This is a genomic window from Enterobacter sp. E14S, assembly GCF_055666685.1.
In genome coordinates this window covers 117,383-133,191 of sequence record NZ_JBVODQ010000001.1, presented here as the reverse complement: position 1 = coordinate 133,191, position 15,809 = coordinate 117,383, and the positions used below count along the sequence as shown (strand labels likewise).

Annotated in this window: 10 protein-coding genes and 2 pseudogenes; 8 read left to right on the top strand and 4 right to left on the bottom strand. The window is 59.7% G+C overall.

Annotated features, from left to right (window positions below; genetic code table 11):
* The 3 genes and pseudogenes from ACZ6J2_RS00655 to ppsA all read right to left on the bottom strand — a co-directional run bounded on the left by ACZ6J2_RS00655 (window position 1) and on the right by ppsA (window position 6,391).
* Window positions 1-2,375 (bottom strand): annotated as a pseudogene (locus ACZ6J2_RS00655) (glycoside hydrolase family 3 N-terminal domain-containing protein).
* A 3-nt stretch (window positions 2,376-2,378) separates the two neighbouring features.
* The gene (locus tag ACZ6J2_RS00650; protein ID WP_143345001.1) at window positions 2,379-3,779 is read right to left on the bottom strand and encodes an MFS transporter; all 1,401 of its coding nucleotides are present in this window, start codon (window positions 3,777-3,779) and stop codon (window positions 2,379-2,381) included.
* A 233-nt stretch (window positions 3,780-4,012) separates the two neighbouring features.
* Window positions 4,013-6,391: a phosphoenolpyruvate synthase gene (gene ppsA, locus ACZ6J2_RS00645; protein WP_023311316.1), complete on the bottom strand. Its 2,379-nt coding sequence runs from the start codon at window positions 6,389-6,391 to the stop codon at window positions 4,013-4,015.
* 335 nt (window positions 6,392-6,726) lie between these two features.
* Here ppsA and ppsR point away from each other — a divergent pair, with 335 nt between their 5' ends.
* The 8 genes and pseudogenes from ppsR (at window position 6,727) to ACZ6J2_RS00605 (ending at window position 14,856) form a co-directional block, all read left to right on the top strand.
* A complete protein-coding gene (ppsR, locus tag ACZ6J2_RS00640) occupies window positions 6,727-7,560 on the top strand; it encodes a posphoenolpyruvate synthetase regulatory kinase/phosphorylase PpsR (protein WP_023311315.1) in 834 nt (277 codons plus the stop codon).
* A 152-nt stretch (window positions 7,561-7,712) separates the two neighbouring features.
* Window positions 7,713-8,759 (top strand): 3-deoxy-7-phosphoheptulonate synthase AroH, encoded by a 1,047-nt coding sequence (aroH, locus tag ACZ6J2_RS00635; protein ID WP_471724501.1) that lies wholly within the window; start codon window positions 7,713-7,715, stop codon window positions 8,757-8,759.
* A 209-nt stretch (window positions 8,760-8,968) separates the two neighbouring features.
* Entirely contained in the window at window positions 8,969-9,151 is a 183-nt protein-coding gene (hemP, locus tag ACZ6J2_RS00630) for a hemin uptake protein HemP (RefSeq protein WP_471724499.1), read from the top strand.
* Between the two features lie 77 nt (window positions 9,152-9,228).
* Entirely contained in the window at window positions 9,229-11,211 is a 1,983-nt protein-coding gene (locus ACZ6J2_RS00625) for a TonB-dependent hemoglobin/transferrin/lactoferrin family receptor (protein WP_471724498.1), read from the top strand.
* Window positions 11,212-11,246: 35 nt separating this feature from the next.
* A complete protein-coding gene (gene chuS / locus ACZ6J2_RS00620; protein WP_471724496.1) occupies window positions 11,247-12,275 on the top strand; it encodes a hematinate-forming heme oxygenase ChuS in 1,029 nt (342 codons plus the stop codon).
* On the top strand, window positions 12,272-13,093 hold the full coding sequence (locus tag ACZ6J2_RS00615) for a heme/hemin ABC transporter substrate-binding protein (protein WP_471724495.1): 822 nt from the start codon (window positions 12,272-12,274) through the stop codon (window positions 13,091-13,093). The genes chuS and ACZ6J2_RS00615 overlap by 4 nt, the downstream gene beginning before the upstream one ends.
* Window positions 13,093-14,084, top strand: a pseudogene (locus ACZ6J2_RS00610) (FecCD family ABC transporter permease). The gene ACZ6J2_RS00615 and the pseudogene ACZ6J2_RS00610 overlap by 1 nt, the downstream one beginning before the upstream one ends.
* On the top strand, window positions 14,077-14,856 hold the full coding sequence (locus tag ACZ6J2_RS00605; RefSeq protein ID WP_471724493.1) for a heme ABC transporter ATP-binding protein: 780 nt from the start codon (window positions 14,077-14,079) through the stop codon (window positions 14,854-14,856). The pseudogene ACZ6J2_RS00610 and the gene ACZ6J2_RS00605 overlap by 8 nt, the downstream one beginning before the upstream one ends.
* Here ACZ6J2_RS00605 and ACZ6J2_RS00600 read toward each other — a convergent pair.
* Complete coding sequence (locus tag ACZ6J2_RS00600; RefSeq protein ID WP_471724491.1) at window positions 14,823-15,746, bottom strand: LysR family transcriptional regulator; 924 nt, start codon at window positions 15,744-15,746, stop codon at window positions 14,823-14,825. The genes ACZ6J2_RS00605 and ACZ6J2_RS00600 overlap by 34 nt on opposite strands.
* Window positions 15,747-15,809: the final 63 nt, after the last annotated feature.

Genomic DNA, 15,809 nt, shown 5'->3' with positions numbered 1-15,809 from the left:
CTACGCGCGCTTCACGTCACAGCGACTGAGCATCCGCCATTCAGCAGGCAGAACCCGCGTCTCTCCGGTTACGTTGACCGTCACGACCTCGTGGATATCCGCCGACGATGCGCCAACCTGCAGCTCAAACTCGCCCGGCTCAACGATGCGTTTTCCGTCGCGACGGGTGAAGTTGAACATCTCAACCGGCAGCATAAAGGTGAGCGTGGCGGTTTCTCCCGGCGAGAGCGTGACGCGCTGGAAGGCCTTCAGCTCCTGAAGCGGCCGCACCTGCGTGGCGACCTTATCCCTGACGTAAACCTGCACCACCTCGCTGCCGCTGCGCTCTCCGGTATTGGTGATATCCACGCTCAGCGTCACCTCGCCGTCAACCGGCACGCTGCTTTCGGCGACGCGGACAGCGCCCCAGCAAAACGTCGTCCAGCCGAGGCCGAAGCCAAACGGATACCGTGAGCCGAAATGGAACGCAAACGGCGTACCGCCGCTTTTGAGCTTGTGATTGTAGTAATACGGCATCGCACCGGCGCTTTTCGGTACGCTCACCACCAGACGACCCTGCGGCTCCGCACGCCCGGTTAACACGTCCGCAATCGCCCAGCCCCCTTCCTGTCCCGGCGCCCAGGCCATCATCAGCGCCGCGACCTTATCTTCCAGACCCTGCAGGTTGTATGGACGCCCCCCGTCATGACCACAATCACCGGTTTACCGGTGGCGACCAGCGCTTCCAGCAGCTGTTGCTGCACGCCCGGCAGGTTCAGGGAATCGGTATCGGAACCTTCCCCCACGGTACCGCTCTGGAACAGCCCGGCGAGATCGCCCACGCAGGCCACCACCACGTCACTCTTCCGCGCGGCGTTCACGGCCTCGGGGATCAGAGCAGTACTTTGCGATACCGGTGACTGCTGCATCGGTTTGCCGCCGCTGTCGCCCGGGAAGACCGGCGCGCCCGCCATCCGTTTTTCGATGATGTGGCACCCTTTGGCATAGCGGACGTTCGATGTACCGAGATACTGCTCCAGCGCCGCGCGCGGGGTCGTGACCTGCGAGGTCTCTTCCACCATATCGCTGATGATCAAATGCACCGGGAAGCTGTAGCCGCTCAGTAACGCCAGCGGATCGTCTGCCGTCGGCCCCACCACCGCCACCCGGGGTTTGCCGCCGAGCGGTAAAATCCCGTTGTTTTCCAGCAGCGTGATCGATTTCGTCGCCACCTCCCGCGCGGCCTGTCGGGTGATAGTATTTTGCAGATCGATACCGTTTTCATCCGCGTACGGCTTTTCAAACAGGCCAAGGCGGAATTTTTCCGTCAGCGTACGCGCCACGATCTCATCGACCTTCGCCATAGAGATCAGCCCGCGCTCTACCGCTTCCGCCAGATGCCGCGCGCAGTCATCTTTCGGCAGCTCAACGTCCAGCCCGGCGTTGAACGCCAGCGCGGCAGATTCGGCCGCGTCGTGGGAAATCCCGTGGTGCTGGTGCAGCAGGCTGACGCCGCCGTAGTCCGCAACAATAATCCCGTCGAACCCCCACTGCTCTCGCAGGACGGTGGTCAGCAGGAAGCTGTCGCTGTGTCCCGGCTGGTTATCAATATCGTGGTACGCGGGCATCACCGAACCGGCGTTTGCCAGCTTAACCGCCATTTCAAACGGCAGCAGGAAGGTGTCGTTCAGCTCGCTGAAGCCAAGATGAACCGGGGCGTGGTTACGCGCCCCTTCGCTGAACGAGTGGCCCACGTAATGCTTGAGCGTCGCCAGCAGATCGCGCTTATCGCCCTGCAACCCTTTCACGTAGGCGGTCGCCATCACCCCCACCAGCCAGGGATCCTCCCCGAAGGTCTCTTCGGTTCGCCCCCAGCGCACGTCGCGGGAAACGTCCAGCACCGGGGCCAGCCCCTGCTGGCAGCCGACGGAACGCGCCTCTTTACCAATCTGCTCTGCCGCGCGCTGCACCAGTTCAGGGTCCCAGGTGGAACCGTAGTTCAGCGACGACGGGAACAGCGTGGCGTCTTTGCACAGCAGCCCCACCAGGCACTCTTCATGGAACAATGCCGGAATGCCAAGACGCGTCTCCTCCATCATCATGCGCTGCAGGCGGTTAGCGGCGCGCACGCCGGTTTTCGCGTCAACGATGTGGGTGCCCAGCGGCCGCGTGATCTGCCCGACGCCCAGCTTAAGCCGTTCGCTGAGCGCAGCCTGCTCGCTCACGCCGGCGAATTCGTCGCTGAGGTCGCTGCGCTCGCGGTGGTTACCGTTTTCATCGAGGATCAGCCAGTACGCGTGCATCTGGGCGAACTTCTCTTCCGGGGTCATGCGCGCCAGTAAATCGGCGACGCGCTCGTGCACGGGACGTCCCGCGTCCTTATAGATAGCAGTCATATTTTACTCCTGTAGTGCGGAAGGGGTTGCCGGGCTGAGCTGCCCCGCTTCGGGTCTGACTTCACGCTTGCTGGCCAGCTCCCGGGCGATGGAATCCACCAGCCGGCTGTTGAGTTTGTAGATGGCAAGCAGCGCGACCATGCAGAGGAACAGCGCGCAAGGGATAAGGGTGAACAGCGCGTTAATGGTCGAGAGAACGCCTGGCGCCTGGGTTGCCTGGCCCGGGGCGTAATCCACCATGCCAAGCACCCAGCCGACGACCGCCCCGCCCAGCGCCAGGCCAAACTTGATGGCAAACAGCGCGGTGGAGAAGACCAGCCCGTCCAGACGACGGCCGCTGCGGTGCTCTTCGTAGTCGACCACATCGGAGAACATGGTCCACTGCAGCGGCGTGGTGAGGTTTTGAATAAAGCTAAAGACGATGTTAAGGCCAAAGATTAGCCAAACCTGTGAAGGAGGCAGGAAGAAAATCAGCGCGCCGAAGATAACGAAGGAGATAATCGTCCACTGGTAGGCGCGCACGCGGTCAAATTTCCCCAGCAGCCGTTCAGATAATAATGCGCCGCTTAAGGAGGCCACCATGCCGGAAACAATAAAGGCAAAAACCAGATCCGGGCGCAGCAGCACATAGTTTACGTAATACATGGTGGCGGAACCGCGCGTCACCACCGCCGTTAACAGCAAAATATTAAACAGGAAAACAATCCGCCACTGGCTGTTCCCGGCCAGCAGTTTTAAATCGGTGAGCATGGAGCCGGAGGTATCATTGCGCGGGGAATATCGCTCGCGGGTCATCAGGAAACAGCAGAAAAACAGCACAATCCCCAGCAGCCCCATCAGGCTCATGGCGTAGAAATAGCCTTTCTGCACGTTGCCCTGTCCTAACAGTGAGACCAGCGGCAGGGCAATAACCGTCACGATCAGCCCGCCGATAAACGACAGGCCAAAGCGCCACGACTGCAGAGAGTGGCGCTCGCGCGGGTCCAGCGTCAGCGCGCCGGGCATGGCGCAGTAAGGCACGTTAATCGCGGAGTAAATCAGGCTTAAAATCGCGTAGGTCGCGCAGGCGTAAACGATTTTTGCCGTCGGCCCAACGTCCGGTACGTAGAAGGTAATAAGGCAGCTTACGCCAAAGGGAATAGCAAACCACAGCAGCCAGGGACGAAAACGTCCGTGACGCGTCTGCGTGCGGTCAACCAGTGCGCCAATGCACGGGTCGACAAACGCATCGACCACGCGTACCACTAAAAACATGGTGCCCATAATCGCGGCGGGCAGCCCAAATACGTCTGTATAAAAATAAGCAAGAAATAACGTGGCCGTTTGCCAAACCAGCGCGCTAGCCATATCGCCTAAGCCATAACCTATTTTATCTTTGGTACGCAATACAGAGGAAAGTGTCATTGTTATTTGCCTTTTTATCAGGTTAAAACGTATTTCAACCAGTTGCGCATCTTCCGAAGGGAAATGCGCAGTAAGGCTCAAGTATTAGCAACGGTTTGCGCGCTAACAATTGTCTAAATTGACAGACAAATTATGATATTTGGTTTTTTACTTTATTTGTGATGGGGAGCAAATAAGAAATGAAATAAAAAAGGCGAGGAATAATATCCTCGCCTTTTCGGGTCAGCGTGGCGTTACTTGTTCAGTTCCGCCAGGCTCAGCCAGGTTTGCACCACGGTGTCCGGGTTCAGGGACAGGCTATCGATCCCCTCTTCCATCAGCCATGCGGCAAAGTCTTCATGGTCGGATGGACCCTGACCGCAGATCCCGACGTATTTACCCTGCTTCTTCGCCGCGCGGATGGACATGGAGAGCAGCGCTTTCACCGCCTCGTTGCGCTCGTCGAACAGCTCGGAGACCACGCCGGAGTCGCGGTCCAGACCCAGCGTCAGCTGAGTCATGTCGTTCGAGCCGATAGAGAAGCCGTCGAAGTGCTCCAGGAACTGCTCGGCCAGCAGGGCGTTGGACGGGATCTCGCACATCATGATGATCTTCAGCCCGTTTTCACCGCGCTTCAGCCCCTGACGCGCCAGCTCGTCCACCACCGCTTTCGCCTGATCCACGGTACGCACGAACGGGATCATGATTTCGACGTTGGTCAGCCCCATATCGTTGCGCACGCGTTTCACGGCCTCACACTCCAGCGCGAAGCAGTCGCGGAAGCTGTCGGACACGTAGCGTCCGGCGCCGCGGAAGCCCAGCATCGGGTTCTCTTCTTCCGGCTCGTAGCGCTCGCCGCCGACCAGGTTGGCGTATTCGTTAGACTTAAAGTCAGACAGACGCACGATCACGCGTTTCGGATAGAAGGCGGCGCCCAGCGTCGCGATCCCTTCGGTCAGACGGCCGACGTAGAACTCTTTCGGCGAGTCGTAGCCTTTCATCATCTCGCGGATTTCGTTCTGCAGCTTCGGATCCTGATCGTCAAACTCCAGCAGCGCGCGCGGGTGAACGCCGATCATACGGTTGATGATAAATTCCAGACGCGCCAGGCCAACGCCTTCGTTCGGCAGGCAGGCGAAGTCAAACGCGCGGTCCGGATTGCCGACGTTCATCATGATCTTCAGCGGCAGGTCCGGCATGGTATCCACGCTTGAGCTCTTCACGCTGAAGTCGAGGATATCGGCGTAGACGTAACCGGTATCGCCTTCGGCACAGGAGACGGTCACGTTCTGCCCGTCCTTCATGCGCTCGGTGGCGTCGCCGCAGCCGACAACCGCAGGAATGCCCAACTCGCGGGCAATGATCGCCGCGTGGCAGGTACGACCGCCGCGGTTGGTGACGATAGCCGCCGCTTTCTTCATGATCGGTTCCCAGTCCGGGTCGGTCATGTCGGTCACCAGCACGTCGCCTGGCTCAATTCGGTTCATCTCGCTGATGTCGTGGATCACTTTGACCGGACCGGCACCGATGCGGTGACCGATGGCGCGGCCTTCCGCCACGATTTTACCCTGCGCGTGCAGCGTATAACGCTCCATCACCTGACCGCGCGAGCGAACGGTTTCCGGACGCGCCTGCACGATAAACAGCTTGCCGGTGTTCCCGTCTTTCGCCCATTCGATGTCCATCGGACGGCCGTAGTGTTTTTCGATCTGCACCGCCTGCTTCGCCAGTTCCTGCACTTCGGCGTCGGTCAGGGAGAAGCGGTCGCGCTGCTCCTGCGGTACATCTTCAATTTTAACCTGCTTGCCATGCTCCTGGGTCGGGGCATAGATCATGCGGATTTTTTTCGAGCCCATGGTGCGGCGCACCACCGCCGGACGGCCAGCGGCCAGCGTTGGCTTGTGGACATAGAATTCGTCAGGGTTTACCGCGCCCTGCACAACCATCTCACCCAGACCCCACGCGGAGGTGATAAACACCACCTGGTCGAAGCCGGATTCGGTATCAATGGAGAACATCACGCCGGATGAGCCCACGTCCGAGCGCACCATGCGCTGCACGCCAGCGGAGAGCGCCACGCCGCGATGGTCGTAGCCCTGGTGCACGCGATAGGAGATGGCGCGATCGTTGAACAGGGAAGCAAACACGTGCTTCACCGCCACCAGCACCGCATCGTAACCCTGGACGTTCAGGAAGGTTTCCTGCTGCCCGGCAAACGAGGCGTCCGGCATATCTTCTGCGGTCGCAGAGGAACGTACGGCAAAGGAGGCCTGCGCATCGTCAGCTGAGAGCTGGTTGTACGCGTCGTGAATGGCTTTTTCCAGTTCCGGCTGGAAAGGTGTGTCGATGATCCACTGGCGGATCTGCGCCCCGGCTTTGGCAAGCTCGGTTACGTCATCAATATCCGTTTTATCCAGCAGGTCGTAAATGCGCTGGTTAACACCGCTCTGGTCTAAAAACAGGTTAAAGGCATCGGCGGTGGTGGCAAACCCGTTCGGTACGGAGACACCCATACCCGACAGATTTGTAATCATTTCACCCAGGGAGGCATTTTTGCCCCCAACTCTGTCTACATCATTCATGCCGAGTTGGTTATACCAAAGCACCAGCGGTGACGAGCCATTGTTGGACATCGAAACAATCCTTTTGTGATATTTGATCGGAGTAAGTAACACCTGACTACGTATTTATACTGGCATATTTATTTCCGCTAAAAAAACGGTGAATCGTGTAAGCAATTTAAAATTTCAACTTTTCGGATACTTTCCCATCAACGATTAACCCGATGATTCCTCTATATTCAGCCAGAAACCCCAAAAATAAAGTCGCTATTTGAAAAATGAAATCCACTTTTCAGGAAAATCAAAAACAGCGTTTCATTCATAATTAGGATAAGTTCTTTGCTGTGTAATTTACTTTTTTAATTTATGCTTTCAGACAATTAGGTCTGATATTCAGGGTGAGTAAAATGGATAGTGCTGTCGATCGCCACGTTTTTTATATTTCTGATGGTACGGCGATCACCGCCGAGGTGCTGGGCCACGCGGTGATGTCGCAGTTTCCCGTCTCGATTAACAGCATCACGCTGCCGTTTGTCGAAAACGAGAGCCGCGCTAAAGCGGTGAAGGATCAGATTGACGCCATCTACCAGCAGACCGGCGTCCGCCCGCTGGTGTTCTACTCTATCGTGATCCCGGAGATTCGCTCCATCATTCTGCAAAGTGAAGGCTTCTGCCAGGATATCGTGCAGGCGCTAGTGGCTCCGCTGCAGAGCGAGCTTAAGCTCGACCCGACCCCCATTGCCCACCGCACCCACGGGCTTAACCCCGGCAACCTGACCAAGTACGACGCGCGTATCGCCGCTATCGACTACACCCTCGCACACGACGACGGTATCTCTCTGCGTAATCTCGACCAGGCGCAGGTGATCCTGCTTGGCGTGTCGCGCTGCGGCAAAACCCCGACCAGCCTCTATCTGGCAATGCAGTTTGGCATTCGCGCCGCAAACTACCCGTTTATCGCCGACGACATGGATAACCTTGTGCTGCCCGCCGCCCTTAAGCCGCTGCAGCACAAGCTGTTCGGCCTGACGATCAACCCTGAACGCCTTGCGGCCATCCGCGAAGAGCGCCGCGAGAACAGCCGCTACGCCTCCATGCGCCAGTGCCGGATGGAGGTCTCGGAAGTGGAAGCGCTGTACCGCAAAAACCAGATCCCGTGGCTGAACAGCACCAACTATTCGGTTGAAGAAATTGCCACCAAAATTCTCGACATCATGGGGCTTAATCGCCGCATGTACTAATATGCTAGTACATTAACTCAGATTCAGGTATCATCATCTGCAACCACGGGGCGGTGTCGCCCCGAACTTGAAATCAGCAGGGATTGGTTTAAGGTGATGCCCATCACTTCCCGGTAGTCTGCCGATGAAGCAAAAATTTTCTGAGACATTCCATGAATAAAACCGATGAACTCCGCACTGCGCGCATTGACAGCCTGGTCACGCCGGCTGAACTGGCACAGCGGCATCCCGTTTCCGCCGCCGTCGCGGAACATGTGACGGCCTCCCGCCGCCGCATTGAAAAAATCCTGAACGGTGAAGACAAACGTCTTCTGGTGGTGATTGGGCCTTGCTCCATCCACGATCTGGATGCCGCCATGGATTATGCAAAACGACTTCAGGGACTGCGGGATAAGTACCAGCATCGCCTTGAGATCGTGATGCGCACCTACTTTGAAAAACCGCGCACCGTGGTGGGCTGGAAAGGCCTGATTTCCGATCCTGACCTCAACGGCAGCTATCGCGTTAACCACGGCATCGAGCTGGCGCGGAAGCTGCTTTTACAGGTCAACGAGCTGGGCGTTCCGACGGCGACCGAGTTTCTCGATATGGTGACCGGGCAGTTTATAGCCGATCTGATCAGCTGGGGCGCGATTGGCGCGCGGACCACCGAAAGCCAGATCCACCGCGAGATGGCCTCCGCCCTCTCCTGCCCGGTCGGCTTTAAAAACGGGACCGACGGCAATACCCGTATCGCGGTAGATGCGATCCGCGCCTCGCGTGCCAGCCACATGTTCCTGTCGCCGGACAAGAGCGGTCATATGACCATCTACCAGACCAGCGGTAACCCTTACGGGCATATCATTATGCGCGGCGGGAAGAAGCCCAATTACCATGCAGAAGATATTGCGGCGGCCTGTGAAACGCTGGCCGAGTTCGACCTGCCGGAACATCTGGTGGTGGATTTCAGCCACGGCAACTGCCAGAAGCAGCATCGCCGCCAGCTGGACGTCTGCGATGAGATCTGTCAGCAGATCCGCAGCGGCTCGACCGCCGTTGCAGGGATTATGGCTGAGAGCTTTATCAAAGAAGGCACGCAGAAAATCGTTGCCGGACAGCAGATGGTTTACGGCCAGTCGATCACCGACCCGTGCCTGAGCTGGGAAGACAGCGAACTGCTGCTGGAAAAGCTGGCAGCTGCGGTTGATTCTCGCTTCTGATGTTATTGTCGGGTGGCGCTGCGCTTACCCGACCTACGATTGTGCCCTTCTCCCTCTCCCTGTGGGAGAGGGTCGGAGTAAGGGCATCAGACCGCACCTCACCCCCAAATTTGATCCCCTCATCCTTTTTTCACAAAAACGCTTGCCGTCAATTTGCAGTTTATTGATAATGATTATCATTGTTACATTGATTGTTATTTATAAACATTATGTCACGTACGGATAACAGCGCGGCAACGCCAGCAAAAACACACACAGCGCCAGCCCCCGCCGAGCGTCGCATTGACAGCAAAACCCTCCTCGGCGATGAGGGACGGGTCATTATCGAGCATCACGGACAGCGCTATCTTCTGCGCCAGACCCATGCCGGAAAACTGATCCTCACAAAATAAACAACACCTAAAAATACGCCAGCCACCCAGGTGATACCCAGGCAGCCAGCGCTTTTCACTTCTTATGGAGAGTTGCTATGCTACACCTGCCTTCCGCATCTTTACGTCCGTCACTTCTGGCGCTGGCGATTGTTAGCGCCCTGCCGGGCATCGCGTTCGCCGTCACAGACGACATTACCGTCACCGCCACGGGCAACGCCCGCAGCGCCTTTGAGGCGCCCATGATGGTAAGCGTGATTGACGCCAGCGCGCCGGAGAAACAAACCGCAAGCTCGGCGGCCGACCTGCTGCGTAACGTCCCCGGTCTGACGCTGGACGGCACCGGGCGCACCAACGGGCAGGACGTCAACCTGCGCGGCTATGACCGTCGCGGCGTGCTGGTGCTGGTTGACGGCGTGCGCCAGGGAACCGATACCGGCCACCTGAACAGCACCTTCCTCGACCCGGCGCTGATTAAACGTATCGAAGTGGTGCGCGGTCCTTCGGCCCTGCTGTACGGCAGCGGCGCATTGGGCGGCGTGATTTCCTATGACACCGCCGACGCCAGCGATCTGCTCGAACCGGGTAAAAACAGCGGCTACCGCGTGTTTGGAACGGGCGCGACGGGCGATCATAGCCTCGGGATGGGGGCCAGCGCCTACGGCCGCACCGATACGCTTGACGGTCTGGTCTCCTGGTCCAGCCGGGATCGCGGTGATGTCCGCCAGAGCGACGGTGCAACCGCGCCTAACGACGAATCCATCAACAACATGCTGGCGAAAGGCAGCTGGAAAATCGACCCCGCCCAGACCCTGAGCGGCTCCCTGCGCTACTACAACAACGCCGCTCAGGAGCCGAAAAACCCGCAAACCACCGGGGCGGACAGCAGTAACCCGATGACCGACCGCTCCACCATCCAGCGCGATGCGCAGGTTGGCTACCACATTTCACCGGAAGGGTACGACTGGCTGGACGCCGACGCGAAGGTCTACTGGTCCGAAGCGCGCATTAATGCCCAGAACGTCGACGGTAGCGGTGAGTTCCGCAAGCAGACCACCAAAGGCGGCAAGGTGGAAAACCGCACCCGTCTGTTCAGCGACACCTTTGCAGCACACCTTCTGACCTACGGTGGGGAATACTATCGTCAGGAGCAGCATCCGGACGGGGCAACCACCGGCTTCCCGGACGCGAAAATCGACTTCAGCTCCGGCTGGCTGCAGGATGAGATCACCCTGCGCGATCTGCCTGTTACCCTGCTGGGCGGCACGCGCTATGACAACTACCGCGGCAGCAGCGACGGCTACAACGATGTGGATGCCGATAAGTGGTCATCCCGCGCCGGGTTAACCGTCAGCCCAACCGACTGGCTGATGCTGTTTGGCTCTTACGCGCAGGCCTTCCGCGCACCGACCATGGGCGAGATGTATAACGACGCCAAACACTTCTCCATTGGCCGCTTCTATACCAACTACTGGGTGCCAAACCCGAACCTGCGCCCGGAAACCAACGAAACGCAGGAGTTTGGTTTTGGCCTGCGCTTTGACGATCTGATGCTTGCCAACGATGCGCTGGAGTTTAAAGCCAGCTATTTCGACACCAAAGCCAAAGACTATATCTCCACCACCGTCGATTTTGCCGCCGCGACCACCATGTCGTACAACGTCCCGAATGCCAAAATCTGGGGTTGGGATATGATGGCAAAATACTCGGCCGATCTCTTCAGCCTCGATCTGGCCTATAACCGCACGCGCGGGAAAGACACCGATACGGGCGAGTACATCTCCAGCATTAACCCGGACACCGTCACCAGCAAGCTGGATATCCCGGTGGCGCAAAGCGGGTTCTCCGTCGGCTGGATCGGCACCTTTGCCGATCGCTCAACCCACGTCAGCAGCAGCTACAGCAAGCAGCCGGGCTATGCGGTCAACGATTTCTACGTCAGCTATAAAGGCCAGGAGCGGCTCAAAGGCGTGACCACCACGCTGGTGCTGGGCAACGCCTTTGACAAAGCGTACTGGTCACCTCAGGGTATTCCGCAGGACGGTCGTAACGGCAAGATTTTCGTAAGCTATCAGTGGTAATTCCCTTCGGGGCAACTATTCAGAAGGAAGAGACAATGAATCACTACACGCGCTGGCTTGAGCTAAAAGAAGCCAATCCGGGTATGTACGCGCGCGACGTTGCGGGGTTAATGAACATCAGTGAAGCAGAGCTGACCTTTGCCCGCGTAGGTCACGACGCCTGGCGACTGCGCGGTGAAATCCGCGAGATCCTGGGCGCGCTGGAGGCGGTGGGCGAAACCAAATGTATCTGCCGCAACGAATACGCCGTACACGAGCAGGTCGGGAGATTTACCAACCAGCACCTGAACGGCCACGCCGGGCTGGTGCTGAACCCGCGCGCGCTGGATCTGCGCCTGTTCCTCAACCAGTGGTCGAGCGTGTTTCACATCAGTGAAGCCACCGCACGCGGCGAGCGGCAGAGCATTCAGTTCTTCGACCACCAGGGCGATGCCCTGCTGAAGGTCTACGCCACGGACAACACCGACGTTTCCGCCTGGGGCGACGTGCTGACCCGCTTTATCTTTGCCGACAACCCGCCGCTGGCGTTGAGGATAGCCGATGTCCCGGCTCATGCAGAAAACGCAAATGCTGCTCTCGTGGATAACGAGTGGCGCGCCATGACCGACGTTCATCAGTTCTTCAGCCTGCTCAAGCGCCATAACCTCAGCCGCCAGCAGGCGTTTCGCCTGGTGGGTGACGATCTGGCCTGCCGGGTAGAAAACAGCGCGCTGGCGCAGCTCCTGGGAACGGCACGCCGGGACGGTAACGAAATCATGGTCTTCGTGGGCAACCGCGGCTGCGTGCAGATCTTCACCGGCGCGGTGGAAAAGCTGGTGCCAATGAAAGGCTGGCTAAACGTCTTTAACCCAACCTTTACCCTGCATCTGCTTGAAGGATCCATTGCGGAAACGTGGGTCACGCGCAAGCCGACGGCTGACGGGTATGTCACCAGCCTGGAGCTGTTTGCCGCCGATGGAACGCAAATCGCCCAGCTGTACGGCCAGCGTACGGAAGGCGAACCGGAGCAGAGCCAGTGGCGCAGCCAGATTGACGCCTTAACGGCGAAAGGGCTGGCCGCATGAAACGGTGGCTTGCCCTGCTCAGCGCCCTGCCCCTGCTGGCGTCTGCGGCGCCGCAGGAGAAAATCGTTACCCTCGGCGGCGACGTCACCGAGATTGTCTACGCTCTCGGCGCGGCGTCCTCGCTGGTGGCCCGCGACAGCACCAGCCAGTGGCCGCAGGCGGCGAATTCACTGCCTGACGTGGGCTATCTGCGCCAGCTCAATGCGGAAGGGATCTTATCCATGCGCCCCACGCTGGTGCTGGCCAGCGCTCAGGCGCAGCCGTCTCTGGCGCTAAAGCAGGTTGAGCAAAGCCACGTCAGGGTGATCGCTGTTCCTGCCGGTAACGACCTGAACGCCATTGACGAAAAGGTGCGGATCGTCGCTGAAGCGACGCACCGCGAGGCCGAGGGGGAGGTCCTGCGCAGCACGCTGCGCCAGGCGCTGTCGGCGCTTCCCGCGTCGCCGCTCAATAAGCGGGTGCTGTTTATTCTCAACCACGGCGGGATGACCGCCATGGCCGCCGGACAGCAGACTGGCGCGGATGCTGCCATTCGTGCGGCGGGGCTGCAGAACGCGATGCAGGGGTTTACCCGCTATCAGCCGCTGTCTCAGGAAGGCACGATCGCCAGCCGACCCGATCTGGTGGTGATTTCTCAGGACGGTCTCAACGCCCTGGGCGGTGAAGCAAATCTGTGGACGCTGCCCGGCCTGGCGCAAACCCCGGCGGGACGGAACAAGCAGGTGCTGGCGATTGACGATATGGCGCTGCTGGGCTTCAGCGTGCGAACGCCGGAAGCCATCCAGCAGCTGCGTGCCAAAGCGGAGCTGCTGCCCTGATGTCCCGGCGGATCGCCTTATCGTTATGGATGCTGACCGCGATCCTGACCATCATGACGCTCGCAGCGACCGGGGTTGGGGCATTACATCTGCCGATCAGCCTGCTGTGGAACGGGACCGACGAGGCGCTGCGTCAAATCTGGCTGACAATCCGCCTGCCTCGCGTGCTGCTGGCGCTGGCGATCGGCGGTTCACTGGCGCTGGCGGGCTGCGTGATGCAGGGGCTGTTTCGAAATCCGCTGGCGGACCCGGGACTGCTCGGCATCAGCAGCGGCGCGGCGCTCGCCGTTGCGCTGTGGGTGGTTCTTCCGCTCTCGCTGCCTGCACTGGTGATGCTGTATGCCCCGATGCTGGCGGCGTTTCTCGGCGCGCTGGCCGCCACCTTCGTGATTTTCCTGCTCAGCCGACAGCGTGACGCTTCCCTGTCGCGCCTGCTGCTGGTGGGAATTGCCATTAACGCCCTGTGCGGCGCGGCCGTCGGGGTGCTGTCATGGCTCAGCAATGATGCCCAGCTTCGCCAGCTTTCGCTCTGGGGAATGGGCAGCCTCGGCCAGGCGCAGTGGTCAACGCTGCTGGCCGTCGCGTCGCTGATGGTTCCCACCGCGCTAGCGATCTGGCGTCTGGCAGGCGCCCTCAACCTGCTGCAGCTGGGCGACGAAGAGGCACATTACCTCGGCGTGGAGGTTGCCGCCGTGCAGCGGCTCCTGCTGTTGTGCAGTGCCCTGCTGGTGGCCGCCGCCGTTGCGGTCAGCGGCGTGATCGGCTTTGTCGGCCTGGTGGTGCCGCACCTGGTGCGTATGTGGCTGGGAGCCGACCACCGGGCCGTGCTCCCCGGCTCGGTGCTGGCCGGCGCGTTGCTTCTGCTGGTTGCCGATACGCTGGCGCGCAGCCTGGTCGCACCGGCGGAAATTCCGGTCGGCTTACTGACCAGCCTTCTCGCGCGCCGTGGTTTCTGTGGCTTATCTTTCGTCGCGGAGGTGCGCATGGCTGAGCGCTATTGTGCAGAGAACATTTCCTTTCACGCCGGTCAACGGACGCTGATCGACGACGTTTCGCTTACCCTGTCTCAGGGTGAACTGGTCGCGCTGATTGGCCCCAACGGTGCCGGAAAATCGACATTATTGCGTCTGCTTACCGGCTATCTCAAACCGGCAAGCGGACGGTGCACCCTGGCGGGCACACCGCTTGCGGCCTGGCAGCCGCACAGGCTCTCCCGCTACCGGGCGGTGATGCGCCAGAACACGCAGCTCGGATTTGACTGGCCGGTTGAGGCGGTCGTCGGTATGGGGCGAGCGCCCTGGACCCGCACGCCCGAAGCGTCGGTTATTGAGGAGGTCATGGCCGTCACCGGCTGTTTACCGCTGGCGGGCAGGCAGTTTGCCGCACTCTCCGGCGGCGAGCAGCAGCGCATCCAGCTCGCCCGCGCGCTGGCTCAGCTCTGGTGCGACGGCGCCCCGCGCGGCTGGCTGTTCCTTGATGAACCCACGTCTGCGCTGGATCTCTATCACCAGCAGCATCTGCTGCGCCTGCTGAAATCCCTGACCCGTCGGGGTCACCTCCACGTCTGCGTGGTGCTGCACGACCTTAATCTGGCGGCGCTGTGGGCGGACCGCATCCTGCTGCTGCATGACGGCAGAATCGTGGCCCAGGGAGCACCGGAAACCGTTTTGCAGACCGACGCGCTGGCGCGCTGGTACGGCGCGCAGGTTATCGTCGGCAGGCATCCGGCTCACGCCGCGCCGCAGGTGTTTCTCGCCCCCTGATTGGGCTGGTAAAAATCTTTCAGCGTTTCCAGCAGGGCATGCGCCGCTTTAGAGAGCTGCGTGTGTCCTGGATGGATCGCTCCAATGCACTTTTCTATCGGCGGGTTATCCAGCGGAATACAGACCGCGCCCAGCGCCGTCATCTGCGCCTCGCAGAGCGCCGGAACGGCACTGCCGCCCAGCCCGCTCGCGACCATTCTCCCGACCGTCACCAGCTGATGACTCTCCAGCGCCACGTCCAGCTTTCTGCCGCTTCGCGCCAGCTCCTCCTCCATCATCAGACGTACCGCCGACGGGCGCTGCAGGGTGATGAAATCCAGCGTCAGCAGCTCTTCCCATGACAGGCGCTTCTTGCCTGCCAGCGAGGAATCTTTCGGCACTATGGCCACAAACCTGTCGAGGCCCAGCGGAGTAAACAGCAGGTTGTGCGTTGGCGCGGGCTCAAAGGCGATCCCCATCTCGACCCGCCCTTCCCGCACCATCTCTATCACCTGCTCGTTAATGACATCATGCACGGTGACGTTGATCCCGGCATGGCGATCGCGAAACGCTTTTAGCACCTCGGGCAGGACATTCGCGGCAAATGACGGCATAGCCGCGACCGAAATTTTACCGCGCTGCAGGGTAAAGCACTGGTGCATCGCCTCTTCGACGTTATCCCAGTCGGCAAGCAGCTGGCGCGCCATCGGCAAAAACGTCTCTCCCTCCTGCGTCAGCGCGACCTTGCGCGTGCTCCGCTGCAGCAGCGGTCCGCCGAGCGCCTCCTCCAGCGCTTTAATCGTCAGGCTCAGGGCCGGCTGGGAAAGATTCAGCCGTTCGCTGGCGTGCGCGAAATTGAGAGTGTGAGCTACCGCTAAAAACGCGCGTAACTGTTTGACACTCATTCTCATTTTTCATCCTGTTAACTAATTGAAAAAATTTAGTTAACAGGAAATTAATAAAAAACCAAATGA

What these genes read in the sequence shown, in the direction of transcription:
- ACZ6J2_RS00615 (WP_471724495.1), top strand. Translation starts at nt 12,272, where the DNA reads ATGAAACGGTGGCTTGCCCTGCTCAGCGCCCTGCCCCTGCTGGCGTCT.
- hemP (WP_471724499.1), top strand. Translation starts at nt 8,969, where the DNA reads ATGTCACGTACGGATAACAGCGCGGCAACGCCAGCAAAAACACACACA.
- ACZ6J2_RS00605 (WP_471724493.1), top strand. Translation starts at nt 14,077, where the DNA reads ATGGCTGAGCGCTATTGTGCAGAGAACATTTCCTTTCACGCCGGTCAA.
- ppsA (WP_023311316.1), bottom strand. Translation starts at nt 6,391, where the DNA reads ATGTCCAACAATGGCTCGTCACCGCTGGTGCTTTGGTATAACCAACTC.
- chuS (WP_471724496.1), top strand. Translation starts at nt 11,247, where the DNA reads ATGAATCACTACACGCGCTGGCTTGAGCTAAAAGAAGCCAATCCGGGT.
- ACZ6J2_RS00600 (WP_471724491.1), bottom strand. Translation starts at nt 15,746, where the DNA reads ATGAGAATGAGTGTCAAACAGTTACGCGCGTTTTTAGCGGTAGCTCAC.
- ppsR (WP_023311315.1), top strand. Translation starts at nt 6,727, where the DNA reads ATGGATAGTGCTGTCGATCGCCACGTTTTTTATATTTCTGATGGTACG.
- ACZ6J2_RS00650 (WP_143345001.1), bottom strand. Translation starts at nt 3,779, where the DNA reads ATGACACTTTCCTCTGTATTGCGTACCAAAGATAAAATAGGTTATGGC.
- ACZ6J2_RS00625 (WP_471724498.1), top strand. Translation starts at nt 9,229, where the DNA reads ATGCTACACCTGCCTTCCGCATCTTTACGTCCGTCACTTCTGGCGCTG.
- aroH (WP_471724501.1), top strand. Translation starts at nt 7,713, where the DNA reads ATGAATAAAACCGATGAACTCCGCACTGCGCGCATTGACAGCCTGGTC.